The sequence below is a fragment of the Terrimonas ginsenosidimutans genome (assembly GCF_022012415.1).
Lineage (GTDB): Bacteria > Bacteroidota > Bacteroidia > Chitinophagales > Chitinophagaceae > Terrimonas_A > Terrimonas_A ginsenosidimutans.
The window spans coordinates 476,068-492,142 of the sequence record NZ_JAKLTR010000003.1 but is presented as its reverse complement, the minus strand read 5'-3'; the positions used below and the strand labels follow the sequence as shown (position 1 = coordinate 492,142).

Sequence of the window (16,075 nt, the reverse complement as noted above, 5' to 3'; positions counted from 1 at the left end):
TGAAGCAAATCAGCTATCTTCACAGCAGTCAAAATCCATGATCATGAATGCTTACCTCGTCAGCGCCGCCATCCTGCTAGCCTTATCCTTTCAACCGTGTAAAAACAATTCACGGGAAGCAGGACCGTCTGCTAAAAAAAATGAAACAAACGTTGTCAATTCCCGCATCATAACCGGTGCTGATCAAACAGAAAAGTACATTCCATATCTCAAAGGGAAAAGAATAGCAGTACTTGCCAACCGAACCTCAAGGATCGGCGACAAACATCTTGTGGACAGTCTGCAGGCGAGAGGAATTAATATCGTGAAGGCTTTTGGCCCGGAGCATGGATTCCGTGGAAATGCCAGCGCAGGCGTTTCCGTTGCTGATCAAAAAGATCCTGCAACAGGCATCCCCATCATTTCCCTTTATGGCACGAAGAAAAAACCCAGCAAAGAAGATATGGCAGATGTGGATATCATGATCTACGATGTGCAGGATGTTGGATGCCGCTTCTTCACCTATATCAATGTACTGGCCGCTATAATGGAAACCTGTGCCACGTACGACAAGGAACTGCTGATCCTCGACAGACCCAACCCAAACGGCTACCTGATCGACGGACCAATCCTGGATATGTCTCTAAAATCAGGTATCGGCATGTTTCCATTGCCGATCAGTCACGGTCTCACCGTTGCTGAATTTGCGCAGATGTGTAACGGAGAAGGATGGCTTGCCAATAAAGCAAAATGTCGCCTCAAAATCATTCCTGTTGCGGGTTATGAACACAATATGATGTATGAATTACCAGTAGCGCCTTCACCAAATCTGAATACTCAACAGGCGATCATGTTATACCCCTCTACCTGTTTGTTTGAAGGCACTTATCTCAATCATGGCCGCGGCACTCAATTTCCTTTTACGGTTTTTGGAAGTCCGGAACTCAAAGGCAAATACACATTTTCCTATACTCCAATATCCATCAAAGGCATGAGCGAAACTCCTTTGTTCATGAATCAGGTTTGCTACGGCCTTGACCTTCGCAATTATGATGTAAAAAAACTGGTCAGCTCAGGCAAGATCAATATCCAATGGATGATGGAATTGTACAAAGCTCATCCGTATAAAGAAAAATTCTTTGATTCAAAACTCAGTAAAGAGATCAATGATATAGGGAAACTTGTGGGTTCCCCTCTGTTCAAAAAGCAGATCGCTGATGGCGTTTCTGAAGCAGAAATTCGTAAAAGCTGGGAGCCCGGACTGGGCAGCTACAAAGAAATGCGGAAGAAGTACCTGCTCTACAAGTAATACGCGCATTATTTTTCTTGCTGTCAACAAAAGGATTTTTATTTTGAGGTATAAACCAACCGCATGCGAACCAGCCTGCCACTGCTTATCCTCCTGATCTTTCATGGTCATGCGATGGCACAGCCATCGCCCGGTTTTGCATCAGTGGACAGCTTTGCGATCACTGTCAAATACGATAATGACATTTATAATCTGACCAAAGAACTGACTGCCCCTTACAAGGGCGACGTACAGAAAGCACGCTCCGTCTTCCGATGGCTTACCCACAATATCCGGTACGATTATAAGCTATTCAATAAAGGAGGTGTTAAAGGGCCTGTCTGTAAAACAGGAGAGAACTGCGAAGAGGTCTACCGCAATTGGGAAAGGAATTATTTCCACAATGTATTGAAGAAAAAGAAGGCCGTCTGTGATGGATACGCACGCGTGTATAAAAGGATGTGTGAGATCGCCGGACTACGATGCGAGATCATAGGCGGCTACACCAAATCAAAGCCCTACCAGGTGGGAATCATGGGCATTGCTGATCATGCATGGAATGCTGTATGGGTCGATAGCGCGTACATCCTGCTCGATGCAACCTGGGCCGCAGGCTATTGCAGTGAAGATGAATCAACTGGAAAGCTAACCGGCTTTACCAGGCAGTTCAATGAATATTACTGGATGACTTCATTCCCGGATCTGTCAAGAAATCATTTTCCCAAAGATCCAAAATGGATCTTCGCCAACAATTATACAGAAGAAAAATACGCGAACAACCCGTATTATGCGTCTTCATTGCTGGGCAGGTTACAGTTATTGTCTCCGGCATCGGGCGTCATAGAAGCAAAGAAGGGAGATACCATCCACTTCCGCTTTGAATACACGGGCACGCCGATGTTGCTACAATTAAACACCAATATTTTCAGAAACCATGACGTTCTCAAAACAAAAAAACTGTCGCGAAAAAGATCTGTTTCGGAGGTCGATACACTCGCTTAAAAAAAACAGAAGTATATCAGTTATACCCGCACAGGAAACTTGTACCAGTTTGATTATATTGTTCCGGATAATTCGCTGTACTATATGGAACTGCTTTTTGACTATCGCCGGGCGATGCGATTCAAGGTCAAAACTGCTAAAACATAAACCTATTTTGTACTATCGGCGGTGGTAGCCGCAGTATCTCCTGCTTGCGGAGGAATTGCCAGGCTGTCTGTTGAACGATCCTTTGGCAGCACTATGCTGTTCGCCGTGTCTGTGCCCGGATGCTCATTATCTGCTTCATTATTACAGGCTGAAAAGCCGATCACCACTATCGCAACTGCCAGTATCTTTTTCATGGTTATTTTTTGTGTAATTTTTCCAACAACCATGCCGTATGGCAGGCGATCACCTTCTCTTATAGAAATATAATTTCACCTCTTTGATGAACGGAGGGCGCTCACTTATGGTAAAAAATCCGGAATTATCGTTTCGGAATACGATCGCTTCACCCTGCGGTTCTTTTACATAAGAAATACGTAATGGCGGGGAATTCAATATTTCGTTTGCAACAGCATTGGTTGTCAATTTCCAATAATAAACAGCTGAATAGGTCTTGATCAGCACCTCGCTATTAGTGGGAGACATTGCAGCGCCAACTACTTTCCCGTAAGGAAGCCGTCCAACAAATTCTGCCTTGTTGAATGATGTTGTACTCTGCGGATACGGTATCCTGTAGATCGCAGAGGAAGAGTCCTCTTTGGACAAGATGAATATATCTTTTGAAACGTTATCAATAAACATAGCCTCCGCATCATGCGTCTTATCAGGATATGTAAATGCTATCTTTTCGAATTTCGTCACTTCATCGTCTGTAGATGTTGGCTCTGGAAATCGATAAATAACGAAGTGCTGAACGGAAAGGTTGTTATTCCCGATATCGGCGAGATAAATATAATTCACTTCAGGCTCAGGGCCTTTCGCCAGGGCAAGCTCTTCCCAGTCCCGGTTTCGTATCCCCTTGAGTGTTACATGTTTTTTCAATTCCCCCGAATGTGACATCAGGGACAATTGAGTCGGGTTGCCACTATCTTCATGCAACCAAAGGTAACCAGGATTCGTTTTGCTGTCCGCCGCACCGGATACTTCATCAACCTCACCCGGCTTTACAAGATGCTCAACAGGAGTTTCGTCAAACACACGCGTATTACCTACCTCCTTTTTGGAACAGGCGGTTGAAAGACAAAGAACAAAGATGTATAGACTTAAATAACGCATACAGAACATATTAAACAATATTTTCGGCGGCTGCGGACAACTTTTCAGTTTATAAAAACATCTTATCTTCAACGCCGGAAATTCTTATGAAGCTTTTACTACAGGTAATATTGTTTTTTCTATCAATTCACCCAAGTTCTGCAGGGGAAATTTTGCAAGATCGGCATCAGTCAATTGCTCACGCAGATGCAATTGAGCAATTCTGGAAATGGTTTTCAAAAAATGAATCCCGCCTCCGGGCTTTTGAAAGTGATCCTGACAAGTATTTAATGGAACTTCTTGAGCAATCGCGTAAGATCAAACGTGGCTTAGCAATAGAGCTTGAGCCGCCGAAGAATGGCATCATCAATATGACAGTGTCGGCGGATGGCAATGTGGAGCTCTTTGCTCTTGTAACAGAAGTCGTAAGCAGATCACCGGCGATCAAGGGCTGGAAATTTATCGCGTTCCGGCAGCGTATGCCATCATCAGTGGTCAAAGAAATGAATATGAAGGTGGGACCGTTATTGCTGGAGCCTTCAAAAATGAAATTCTTACCCGTTGTTGAACATGGCAAGCTGAATGTTATCATTTACGCAGACGGGGTTACTGCTGAAAACTATGAACAGATCGCATATGCGGGGCTGATATTACTGGACAGTGTCCTGGGGGAATACGACGCTGCCACAAAAGTTGAAGCATTTGATTTCCGGACGCTGCCGGAAAAAGGAAGAGAAGGCCCTGTACCTCAACCATTTCTGGAATTGGCCAAATTCGTGGATGACTTTCATAAAAACAAGCGATAGCCCTGCTTCGCCAAAGCATTAAAGACCGATATTCGCAACGTCCCCACAATGCACCACCCATTGCGGGAAAACCCCAATGATCAGTTTTTTCCAACGGCTCTTCAGCCTTCCCTTACTGAATACCTCACGGCAAACAGTGCTGATCATGCTTTGCATCTTCCCCTGGTCACTTCCGCTGTGCAATTACATCTGGCTTGGCCCCGTCTATTTCACTGACTGGAAAGTATTTATAACCGGAACGATCCTCGGGTTCATCATCTGCTTCGGCCTTTTACTTGTACAAACAGCTGGCGTAAGACGGATCATTTTAAGATTTCCAGAGTTCCGCCACACACCGAAACGCGTAATACGTGAGCTTTTATTGCTGATCATCATCTCTCTGATCGCTGACTTTTGCGCTATCGGCGTTTACAAACTGGCTTTCCCTTTCTTTGATACCAGCAACGGCTCCCTGTACAGGATCATGGTCATAGGATTTGCCGCAAACATCTGCTGTGTCGGCATCTACGAATCTTATTACACCCTTATGAAATGGAGGGAAAAGACCATCCAGGCTGAAGCGTACAAAAGAGAATCATTGTTGGCTCAACTGGATGTATTAAAGAACCAGGTTAATCCGCATTTTCTTTTTAACGGGCTTAATACACTTTCATCGCTGATCAGCGAAAACCCGGTTGCTGCAGAAACATTTGTAAACGAATTCTCCAAAGTCTACCGCTATATGCTGCAGATCAATACAAGCGGACTTTGCACACTCAAGCAGGAACTGGAATTTATCCGCTCTTATTATTTCTTACTACAATCGAGATACAGCGAAGGGCTGGAACTGGAAGTAAACGTGCCGGGAAACGCCGAAGAATATTATCTGCCTTCATTGACACTGCAATTGCTTGTTGAAAATGCAGTGAAGCATAACAGTGTGATGAGATCAGCGCCTCTTCACATTATCATAGAGAAGATTAGCACGGGCAAGCTTCGCGTTATCAATAATGTCCAGAAAAAACTGAGGGCGCCATTATCCAACGGGGTTGGGCTGAATAATATCCGGTCGAAATATCAGTTGCTGGGTAAGCCGGCACCCGTGATCAGCAATACAGGAAGCCATTTCAGTATAGAACTCGTATTGCTTTCGGAAGAAGAAGTGCAGCAACTGCCGCATGCCCGGGCGGTATAACGGATCGGAATAACGTAGCAGTATCGCAAAGTACGCTAAGAAACCGCAATGAGCGCCAAGATAACTCTGCGTTCTTAGCGGTTTCTTAGCGCACTTTGCGATACACCTCGCCACGCAAATTTCAGGCAATCCTACCTGCATCTGCCAGGTGCTGGATCTTAATATTTTCGAGGTTTTGTAACACGTCAATTACTGATCGCCCCTTTTCTGTCAGATGATATTCTATATGCAAAGGCTTTTGCTTTACCACGATTCTTTCAAGCAAGGCAGCCTGCTCCATTTCTTTTAGCGCAATAGATAAGGACTGTTTGTTCGCCGAAGGTAACTGACGTAACAAACTGTTAAATCTTACCGGTCCGAATGTTGCCAACAGGAAGATATTGGCTTTCCATTTGCCGGACAAAAGTTTAAGGCTATTGATCGCCGGGCATTCTTCCCAACTATGAGCGATAAAAGGAGTAGTCATCTTTTTTTGACTTATTGTTCAGATCACTCAATGACCTGAGCTTTGATAAAAATTAATTCAACCGATATGGATTCAACAAACGACCATCCGCTATTTCAGCCAGCAGGGCTTGGAGATATACAACTGAGCAATCGCATCGTAATGGCCCCAATGACCCGGTCCAGGGCAATTGACAATCAACCCGGCGAACTGGAAACAAGATACTATACCCAAAGAGCAACCGCCGGACTCATTATTACGGAAGGCACGTCTCCCTCTGCGAACGGTATTGGTTACGCACGTACACCCGGCATCTATACGGCTGAACAGGTAAATGCCTGGAAAGCAGTAACGGATGCAGTTCACCAACAGTCGGGAAAGATTTTTGTTCAACTGATGCACGTGGGAAGGGTGGCGCATCCTCACAACCTCGTCAGCGGAGGAAAGACACTGGCTCCGTCTGCTCTCTTACCACAACTGGAGATCTGGACTGACCAGGCTGGGCTTCAACCAGTTCCGATCCCTCAGGCTATGACCGCAGCAGAAGTAAACTTAACTATTGAAGAATACGCAGATGCGGCTGAGAAAGCAATCGCGGCCGGCTTTGACGGGATTGAGATCCACGCCGCCAACGGCTATCTCCCTGAACAATTCCTGAATCCACATACCAACGTTAGAGAAGATCAGTATGGTGGTAGTTTTGAGAACCGCAACAGGTTTGTACTGGAAGTAACGGCCGCGATCATCAACAGGATCGGTAAAGAAAGAACAGGTATACGGATCTCGCCTTTCAGCAATTATAACGACATGCCTTCTTATGAAGAGACTACCCCGCAATATGAACATCTGGTGACAGAACTCAACAAGTTGCAGGTTGTGTATCTGCATGTGGTGGAACCGTCGGCGCGTGCTACTGAGGAAGGACAGGCATTACTCAGGTCGGTTCGTGATCTGTTTAACGGCACGATCATCCGTAATGGCGAATACACCGCGATAAAAGCTATTGAGGCGTTGGAGAGCAAACAGGCTGATCTGATTTCATTCGGAGCGCCATTTGTCTCAAACCCGGATCTGCCCTACCGTTTGCAGCATAACCTTCTGTTGACAGCACCGGATGTGAACACATTCTTTGCGGGTGGTGAGAAGGGATACATCGATTATGCTTTCGCAGAAGCTTGATATTAATTACGTGTAAGGAGTATCGCAAAGCACGCAAAGGAACCGCGAAGTGCGCAAAGAAATACTTAGCGTGCTTTGCGGTTCCTTTGCGCGCTTTGCGATACTTCCCACACCAGTGTGAGCACTGAATGGTACTATTATTGAAGATAAACGGTAAAGCACATAATGAAGAAGCCTATCCTGCTTACACTCCTGACCTGCATTTGCATCGCCGCAACCGCACAATCCCAAACAGACACATCAAAACGATATACAAAAGTCCCTTCCGGTTACCTGATGGTATTAAAACAGGGTGACGATATATTAAAACAACTGGAAGAATTCGCCATTGAAGAAAACATCCCCTCTGCAAACTTCACTGGAATGGGCTTTGTAAATGTTCAGTTTGGATTCTTTGATGCAAAGACAAAGAAGTTCATCCCGAAAGACTTCAACGATGTAGAGATGGCCAGCATGCATGGCTCTATTGCCTGGCAGGATGGGAAGGTGTCGATTCACACACATGGCGTAGTGGGCGATAAGAACTTCAACGCATTTGGAGGCCATATATTATCCGGCACTGTCGGCACCGGCTCACTCGAAGTGATGATCATTCCGCACGATAAAAAACTGGAACGAAAATTGAATACTCAATTAGGAGCAAATGTTCTTGACATAAGTGGAGAAAAATAATTCAATGTTGCGCCAGCAAATTGATCTCCGGCAATTGATCCTGATCATCCGAACAAGTAAGTCTCCTACCCGCTACAGCTCAACACACTTAGTTCTCTAAACACAGCTGCCTGAAAGCGATCAGCTTTTCGCTGGCAGTGTAGTGCCGTTACTACAGTTATCAGATGTTCCCCGACTACGTCACAATAAGGTTGGTGTCTATATACAACATCATTTTAACATCGTTCTTTTGTGCCGTCAAATCAATAGACAGGATTTGAGCAAGCCGTCCCTTATCGATCCTGTTTATAAATCTTTAAACATCTGATATTTTTTATGAGAATTAAATCTACGCTTTTAAGCGGTAAAGTTTTACTGCTTTTAGCAATGTTCCTGGGTTCTACCGTATTGGTCAATGCCCAGTTGAAAGTAGGTGACAATCCTACGAGCATCCAAAAATCATCCATCTTAGAATTGGAGAGTACACGTCAGGGTCTGTTGCTGCCGCGTTTGGCCGACACTACCCAGATCAACGCTCTCACTCCTCCTGATGGTATGATCATTTACCTGAATGGCGATAAGAGCCTTCGTTTGCGCAGTAATGGAATGTGGAAAAAGATCGCTGATCTTTCTGAAGCAGCCTCTAACTGGTCTCTCAATGGTAACACAGGTACTGACTCTACACTGAACTTCATCGGTACAGTAGATGGCAAGCCACTTGTAATGAAAACAAACAATACCGAGAGATTGCGTATCAACTCGAACGGTAACATCGGTATCGGTACAGCTACTCCAACAGCCAAACTGAACGTGGACGGATCTGTGAAGTTTGAGAACATGGCTGCCGGAACAACTGAACTGGATGTGCTCGTCATTGGTGCAGACGGGTCTGTAAGCAAACGCTCCATGTCTTCTTCCGCATTTGAGAACGCGATCCGCGCGATCAACGGCATTCAGAAACAAACTCTGAGCATCACTGCAGGCGCAAGCACGTCTACAGACACTGTGGCGATCGAGAACCGTGCTTCTGACAGCACCATCGCGATCCACCTGCCTGTACAAAATGGTTCTTCTGCTTCCAAACCTTACGGTTTCCTAACTTATTCTGACTGGCAGAAGATCCAGAGCGGTATCCAAACCATCACTATCGGTGCAGTTGCGGCTACTTCAAACGTTAATGGTGCTTCTATCTCTTCAGACAGTACTTCACGCACGATCATCCTTCACCCTGCTGATGAGACCAACGCCGGTATCGTTACAGCTGGCACACAAATTTTCGGCGGAAACAAAACATTCAATGGTACAGTTACCCTGAATAGCGTGGCGACCAACAGCACTGTTGACTCTGTACTCGTGATCGAGAATGGTGTGATCCAGAAAAGACAAGTGAGCTCTGCCGCTTTCGGTAACGCGATCCGCAGCATCAACAACAACCGTGATACGGCACAGACTATTGCTTTCCGCAACAGCGGTTCTGACCTGACTGTTTCTACGAACGGCGGAGACTCTATACTCCTGAATGTTCCTGATGCAGGCACTGGCGCACGTGGTGTGGTTACAACTGCAGTACAGACATTCGCTGGTTCAAAAACATTCCAGGATAGCGTTGCAGCGGCAAAAGCGATCCTCGTAGGTGGTTCCGGTCATGCGAACTCAACGGTACAGGTTGATGGTTCACTCTCAATGACGATCAAAACCGTCACCAGCAGCTACACGGCTGACGGAACAGATAACACGATCCTGGCTAACACAACAACAGCAGCGATCACCCTGACACTTCCTGCTCCTTCTTCTTTTGCTGGTCGTATCTATACCATCAAAAAGATCGGTAGCGGCGGTATCGACAAAGAACTCACTATCACTCCTACTTCCGGTACGATCGATGGTGGTTCAAACTATGTGATCTACAATGACTGGACCTTTGTAACGCTGCAAACAGACGGTACAAACTGGTACATCATCAAGAAATAATCAAACAAGTAATAAGTCCTTCCAAATCTATATCCTGTAACCTATGTTCAGTTTAAAAAGAACCGGAGTGGCCTTGTTATGCCTGCTGAGCAGTGCGGCTTTCTCCCAGCAATTACGCCTTGGGAAAACGCCGCTTGCCCTGCAGAAGTCAGCTATCCTGGAACTGGAATCCAATAACCAGGGGCTGTTACTTTCAAGAATATCAGATACAACACTTATAAACAGCCTGACGCCGCCGGATGGCATGGTGATCTATCACACGCCATCCGCGCAGCTGATGGTCCGCAGTAACGGATCATGGAGATCCCTTGGCACTACCGCCGCAATGGCCAACTACTGGAGCCAGGATGGTAATGCAACCGGTTCATTGAAGAAATTGGGAACCACAGATAACTACGGGCTAAGTTTCATTACTAATAACACAGAACAAATGCGTATCCAGAACAATGGATACGTTGGTATTGGTCAGGCCGCACCCGGCAACCTGCTTGAAGTTGCAGGTACCAATACCGGCACTGGTATTTCAGGTCTTCGCCTGAGCAACCTCGGCACGGCAACTCCTGCCGCTGCCAATACAAAAATGCTCACCGTTAATGCAAACGGTGATATCATCGTCGCAAATAATTCCAGCAACAATTCCTGGAGCATGGATGGAAACACCACCGGCGCGATGAAAAAATTCGGTTCAACAGACAACTTCGCTGTAAGCATGATCTCCAATAGCCTGGAGCGCATGCGCATCCTTGCCAATGGCAACATCGGTGTGGGTCTTACTACAGCAAATAACCTTTTTGAGATCGGCGGCACCAATACGTCAACAGGTGTTTCTGGTCTTCGTCTGAACAACCTTGGCACTTCAACGCTTGCCACGGCCAATACAAAATTATTAACGGTGAACAGCAACGGCGATGTTGTTGTAGCCAACAACCCCGGCGCAAATGCCTGGAGCCTTGATGGCAATGCGAACGGAGTTGTAAAGAAATTTGGTAACACTGATGCGTTTGACCTCAGTGTGATCACCAGCAATACAGAGCGCCTGCGCGTTCTCGCGAATGGGAATGTTGGTATAGGACAGGCAACACCGGGTAACCTGCTTGAAGTAGGTGGTACCGTTGCAGGTACCGGCGTATCTGGTCTTCGTCTCAGCAGCCTTGGCTCTGCTACTCCTGCCGCCTCTAACACAAAAATGCTGACCATAAACGCAAACGGAGATATCGTTGTAGCAAACAACAATGCTAACAATGCCTGGAGCATGGACGGCAACACAACCGGCGCGGTAAAGAAGATCGGTTCTACAGATAACTATGCAACAAGTTTTATCACGAATAATACGGAGCGCATCCGCGTCCTGAATACAGGGAACGTGGGTATTGGTTCTGCCACACCCGGCAATATGCTGGAAGTTGCCGGTACAACCGCTGGTACGGGCGTTTCCGGACTTCGTCTCCTGAATCTCGGAACAGCAACTCCCGCAGCTTCTAACACGAAGATGCTTACCATTAATGCAAACGGCGATATCGTTGTTGCAAACAACAACGCCAATAATGCCTGGAGCATGGATGGCAATACAGCAGGTGCTGATAAGAAGATGGGAACGGTCGACAACTTCGCCACCAGTTTTATCACGAACAACACCGAGCGTATGAAGATCCTCAATAATGGCAATATCGGGATCGGGCAGTCAACACCAGGCAACCTGGTGGAGATCAATGGAACAAACACGTCTACCGGCGTATCGGGTCTCCGGTTGACAAACCTCGGTACGGCAACTACCGCTACAGCAAATACAAAGCTGCTCACGGTGAATAATAATGGAGATGTGATCGTTACCAACAACCCCGCTTCAACGATGTGGAACTACACAGGTAACGCCGGCATTAACGCGGCATTGAACTTCCTTGGAACAACGGATGATAAACCGCTTATCCTGAAATCAAATAATACCACGAACGTTGAAATGGGTCGCCGCGGTACACTGGGCCTGACTCAGGGTTATACAGACTACAATGATGATAACGAGATGCTGCTGCACATGAAATCTGCGGTACAGTTCTATGCCCCGGCCGCCCAGTTCTATAAACCAAAGATCTATGTTGATGCGAACGGCAACTTCCGCACGAAAGGAAGTTCAGCCGGAACGGATTACTTCGAGTTCGGTGCCACAGGATCAAACAACGATGGCGGTTTTGAATTCATCATCGGAGATGATGGTGATGAGCCGATCGTTTTCAAAAGCTATAACTATCTCACCGGTATGTCAGAAATGATGCGTTTGCAAAGCGGCCGTATGGCAGTTGGCTCGAACGCATTCGATGCCACAAACCCGGAGAAGCTATTGATCGACGCAGGCAATACAACATCGTATAACCTGATGACAGGAAAGGGTTCTATCAATAATTACCTGCAGATCAACGTACAGAACCGTAACTCGGGCAACCAGGCAAGTTCGGATATCGTTGCTACCGCCAATAACGGAAGCGAAAGCGATAAGTATATCGATATGGGTATCAACTCAAGCGGTTTTAATAATAATGCTTATCCAATGATCGATGGCGCAAACAACGCCTATCTTTATGCAACCGGAAACGACTTCGTGATCGGAAACGGCACAGCAAGCAAACCTCTTCGGTTCTTTACAGGAGGCTTTGCTGCATCCAATGAACGTTTAAGAATTGACGGAAATGGAAACGTTGGCGTGGGCACTACCACCCCAACAGCTTCGATGGATGTGGCAGGTACGTACAAAAATGGAGCAAAAGGAACTGTACAGAAAAATACGATCAGCTTTGAAGCGGCGACCAGCGGTAACACTTCGCTTGGATCAGCAACACTTGTTGTAGTGGGCCTTGGCTATGCACCGGCTGAAACAGACTTTAACTTTACCATTCCTGCAGCAAACCAGCCAACCAGTACAAGGGCGACAGTGACAGTCTCTTTCGACCGTGATCTTCCTGCGAATATAAGTATATCAGCAGCGAGACTTACCAGTACAACCAACGTGAAGATCAGGCTGGCCAATGCTGGCACCGCGGGTCAAACACTGGCGAACGGAACCAAATTCTACATCACGATCACAGAGTTTTGATCTTATGCTCAAACTTTGCAGATATATCGTTTTCTTTCTAATGGCCCTTCTGTGTTTTTTCATGGCAAAAGCACAGCAAGGCTTCTATGTACCTGCATCGGGAAAAATATTCTTTGTTGGAGACTCTGCTACCATCTTCTCTAATGTAAATAACCAGGGAAATCTTGGTATCGGAAAGAATGCAACAGTAAACTTTTCGGGACAGAACTGGAGTAACAGTACACAGTCACGCATCACCGATAACACCAGCAATGGTACAGGCGTAAGCGGCGAAGGCGGCTGGATCCGATTTATGTCGGACTCATTGAAGCAGCAGATCTCTGGCGGATATAATGCCGCAACCCACAGCGGGCCATCTTTCCCAAAAATAAAAGTCGACAATAAACAGGGTATTGAGCTGCTTGATGGCAGCGCAAAGACCAGGAACGAGATCAGTTTTCAGCAGGGACATTTCTTCCTTAATGACAACATACTTGTATTGGGGAATAATGATCCGGGGAAAATAAACGGGTATGATTCTGCACGGTATTTTGTTACGGGAAACCGGGCCGACCGCGGATTGCTTATGCGGGAAAATATCCGTCGCAGTGATGGCACGGTGGTATTTCCTGTCGGAAGTTTATCCCAGGCTTATACACCGGCGGCTATTCGCAATGGAAGCCGCAACGGGGATGACTATTTCGTGTCGGTATTTGATAGTGTAAGACGGAATGGGATCTCCGGTACTACGCTGATAAATGAGTCGGTCAACAAAACATGGCAGATCGGCAAAAGCAGGTTTCCGGGATCAGGATCATCCGAAGTATTTCTTCAGCACTTAACCAGCGAGGAAGGCAGCATATTTGCAGCCAATCGTCAGTATGCCTATATATCTGAATACAGGAACGGCAGATGGGATACGGTGTATCCGCAACATCAGCCTATACAAGGTAATCTTACAACGGGAAGTCCTTTAGGCAATAGTGGCCTGAACGAACGGGTAATGATCTCTGATATATCAAAGAATACCTTGCTCACAAAATTCACCGGTAGCAAAGAGCTCTTCGTTGGATCATGGCTTTGGTTTAACGCCTTCCGCATTGATTCGATGCGTGTAAGAACATACTGGAAAACGAAACCGGAGATCAACGTCAATCACTTTGTGGTTGAAAGAAGGCTGAGTACAGAAACAGTGTTCAGTCAGGTCGGAAGCGTTCCAACCCAGGCGCAGAACGGATATAGCACTACCACCCTGAGCTATCAGCTGGTCGATATTCCGAACCGTGATAAAGGCATCAGCTTCTATCGACTGCGTTCTGTAAAAAATGATGGCACGTTCAGCTTCTCCGATACAGTAGCCGTAGCTCCTTATCCGGGAGAATACAATATCAATCTCTGGCCGAACCCATCTACTGGAAACTTCTTCCTGAGCATACATAAAACACTTCCTGCTAAAGCGGTGGTGATCTGGAATGCGATCGGTCAAAAAATAAAAGAAGAACCGGTGAATGGCCGAAGCATCATCCCGATGTTCCTGCCGATACAGGGTGCATACTTTGTGGGAGTCGTGCTCACAACGGGGGAAGTTATTGAAACGAAGAAGTTGATCATAGCAGGGAAGTAGGGTGTTGGGGGCGTGGGTTTGGGAGGTTCGTATAACTGGGCATCCCGTTACCGTCTTCGCGAGGCTTTAAACCTAACATCTGATAAGATCTTAAAGTGGCTAAAGTCGGAACCTCAGCGAACTGATCCAACAAACATCCCAAACCTTCCAAACCTCTGACACTTATAAAACCTCTGCCCTCCCCAATGTTAACTTTTACCGGAAAAGCAAAACTTAACATTGAATATTTCGGGCCAATGTTAATTTTAGGTTACTAAATCGTAAACTATTAGTATGGCAAAAGAAAAAGCGGTTTCTGCAAAGAAACAGGCACGTCAGCAAATCGTGGTGCAACTACAAACAGCTCTTCCTGGAATCCTGGAAGCATTGGGGCAGAAGGAATTCGACAGCCGTTTGAAAAAAGTATCAAAGATCCTTACAGAAGGCATCAAAGTAAAATCTCCTAAAAAGGCGAAAGAAGTAAAGAAGGTAAAGATCAAACAGGCAGATAAAGAAAAAGCCGCTTAGTTATATTCTTCCTCTTATCCGGCGTCTATCAACCGTTCACATAAGCCCAGGCTCATTGTCATACCCGCTCCACCGAGTCCGTTGATAATGGTCACACCAGCACCGGGCTGTAGCACAAGATGAGTTTCTCCATTCGTTAGTTTGGGATACACACCATTCCAGGTTTCCGTGATCAGGTTATTTTTAAAGCGGGCAAACTGCTGAAGGTAATCCAGGATCAGGTCATTGATAAACGCTTTATCAAAGGGGTCATGGGTCAGTCCATATTCATGTGAATCGCCTACCGTGAGCTCACCGGCACCATTCTGCGATACCATCACATGAATTCCCCATTTGATATGGTCTGGATATTGCGCTTCCAGTCTGCGCTTAAGAATATTCAATGAAGGAGCTGCTTTGAATGCGTGGTAATGCAACAGGGATAAGCCGCCACAAAGCGAGGGTCCGATCCGCCAGTTATCTGCCTGCGATTCGATCCTCATCATCTGCAATTTGCATTTGGTGATGGATTGCGCGGCATATAACTCCGGGTACAGGGTTTCGAAATCCGCGCCTGTGCAGATATATATTTCATCTGCATTCCAGGTTTCATTTCCTGACCTTACCAGGGGGTACTCCACCTGCGTAATAGCTTTGCCCCAAATGAACTGAACATCAAACTTTGCAGAAAGCCATTCAGGTATCTTGCGAATTGCCTCGCGCGGATCAACGATCAGTTCTTCCTGGCTGTATAAACCGCCGATAAGCTTCCCGGGTTTTACAGCAGGTGATCTTTGTAGTACGGCATCCGCGCTCAACAATTGATATTTTCTTCCCCGATAGATCTCACTCAACTCTTCGAGTACTTTCCATTCGTCTTTCTCATAAGCAAGATGAAGCGAGCCTGCTTCCTCATGCCAGATGTCGGCTTCGGTGCAGATCTGTTTCCACAATGATCGCGAAAGTTGGGCTGTTTCATAGGCAAGTCCGGCAGGCTGACCAATCGGCCATACCATCCCAAAGTTCCTGACGGACGCTCCAACAGCTCTCTGCTCCCGCTCGATAACTGTTACTTTATAACCTCTGACGGCCAACGCACGCGTTGTTGCCAGACCAACAATCCCCGCTCCTATTACTATCGCAGATCTCCCGGACATACTATGAAAA

At 46.3% G+C, this 16,075-nt stretch carries 14 protein-coding genes; 10 read left to right on the top strand and 4 right to left on the bottom strand.

Features of this window, described 5'->3' with window-relative positions; genetic code table 11:
• Positions 1–43: 43 nt before the first annotated feature.
• Positions 44–1,288, top strand: a complete 1,245-nt coding sequence (locus tag LZZ85_RS07095) for an exo-beta-N-acetylmuramidase NamZ family protein (RefSeq protein ID WP_237870068.1) — start codon at positions 44–46, stop codon at positions 1,286–1,288.
• 63 nt (positions 1,289–1,351) lie between these two features.
• A complete protein-coding gene (locus LZZ85_RS07090; RefSeq protein WP_237870066.1) occupies positions 1,352–2,269 on the top strand; it encodes a transglutaminase domain-containing protein in 918 nt (305 codons plus the stop codon).
• A gap of 149 nt (positions 2,270–2,418) precedes the next feature.
• Here LZZ85_RS07090 and LZZ85_RS07085 read toward each other — a convergent pair whose 3' ends face one another.
• On the bottom strand, positions 2,419–2,610 hold the full coding sequence (locus LZZ85_RS07085) for a hypothetical protein (RefSeq protein WP_237870065.1): 192 nt from the start codon (positions 2,608–2,610) through the stop codon (positions 2,419–2,421).
• 49 nt (positions 2,611–2,659) lie between these two features.
• The gene (locus tag LZZ85_RS07080) at positions 2,660–3,529 is read right to left on the bottom strand and encodes a hypothetical protein (RefSeq protein ID WP_237870063.1); all 870 of its coding nucleotides are present in this window, start codon (positions 3,527–3,529) and stop codon (positions 2,660–2,662) included.
• Positions 3,530–3,681: 152 nt separating this feature from the next.
• Here LZZ85_RS07080 and LZZ85_RS07075 point away from each other — a divergent pair, with 152 nt between their 5' ends.
• Both LZZ85_RS07075 and LZZ85_RS07070 read left to right on the top strand, forming a co-directional pair.
• The gene (locus LZZ85_RS07075) at positions 3,682–4,314 is read left to right on the top strand and encodes a hypothetical protein (protein ID WP_237870062.1); all 633 of its coding nucleotides are present in this window, start codon (positions 3,682–3,684) and stop codon (positions 4,312–4,314) included.
• Between the two features lie 76 nt (positions 4,315–4,390).
• Positions 4,391–5,488, top strand: a complete 1,098-nt coding sequence (locus LZZ85_RS07070) for a sensor histidine kinase (RefSeq protein ID WP_237870061.1) — start codon at positions 4,391–4,393, stop codon at positions 5,486–5,488.
• Between the two features lie 121 nt (positions 5,489–5,609).
• Here the strand turns inward: LZZ85_RS07070 and LZZ85_RS07065 are convergent, their stop codons facing one another.
• Positions 5,610–5,954 (bottom strand): winged helix-turn-helix transcriptional regulator, encoded by a 345-nt coding sequence (locus LZZ85_RS07065; RefSeq protein ID WP_237870060.1) that lies wholly within the window; start codon positions 5,952–5,954, stop codon positions 5,610–5,612.
• Positions 5,955–6,020: 66 nt separating this feature from the next.
• Between LZZ85_RS07065 and LZZ85_RS07060 the strand changes: the two genes are divergently transcribed.
• The 6 genes from LZZ85_RS07060 (at position 6,021) to LZZ85_RS07035 (ending at position 14,929) form a co-directional block, all read left to right on the top strand.
• Positions 6,021–7,112, top strand: a complete 1,092-nt coding sequence (locus tag LZZ85_RS07060) for an alkene reductase (RefSeq protein ID WP_237870059.1) — start codon at positions 6,021–6,023, stop codon at positions 7,110–7,112.
• A gap of 165 nt (positions 7,113–7,277) precedes the next feature.
• Positions 7,278–7,784: a PPC domain-containing DNA-binding protein gene (locus LZZ85_RS07055; RefSeq protein WP_237870058.1), complete on the top strand. Its 507-nt coding sequence runs from the start codon at positions 7,278–7,280 to the stop codon at positions 7,782–7,784.
• Between the two features lie 315 nt (positions 7,785–8,099).
• Positions 8,100–9,734 carry a phage tail-like protein gene (locus tag LZZ85_RS07050; RefSeq protein WP_237870057.1) on the top strand — a complete coding sequence of 545 codons (1,635 nt, stop codon included), beginning with the start codon at positions 8,100–8,102 and terminating at the stop codon, positions 9,732–9,734.
• 43 nt (positions 9,735–9,777) lie between these two features.
• A complete protein-coding gene (locus LZZ85_RS07045; protein ID WP_237870056.1) occupies positions 9,778–12,819 on the top strand; it encodes a beta strand repeat-containing protein in 3,042 nt (1,013 codons plus the stop codon).
• A gap of 61 nt (positions 12,820–12,880) precedes the next feature.
• Entirely contained in the window at positions 12,881–14,422 is a 1,542-nt protein-coding gene (locus tag LZZ85_RS07040; RefSeq protein WP_237870055.1) for a T9SS type A sorting domain-containing protein, read from the top strand.
• Between the two features lie 273 nt (positions 14,423–14,695).
• Complete coding sequence (locus LZZ85_RS07035; protein ID WP_237870054.1) at positions 14,696–14,929, top strand: hypothetical protein; 234 nt, start codon at positions 14,696–14,698, stop codon at positions 14,927–14,929.
• Between the two features lie 14 nt (positions 14,930–14,943).
• On the opposite strand, the gene LZZ85_RS07030 is transcribed toward LZZ85_RS07035, so the two are convergent.
• Positions 14,944–16,065, bottom strand: coding sequence for a TIGR03364 family FAD-dependent oxidoreductase (locus LZZ85_RS07030; protein ID WP_237870053.1), 1,122 nt, complete (start codon positions 16,063–16,065; stop codon positions 14,944–14,946).
• Between the last annotated feature and the right edge of the window lie 10 nt (positions 16,066–16,075).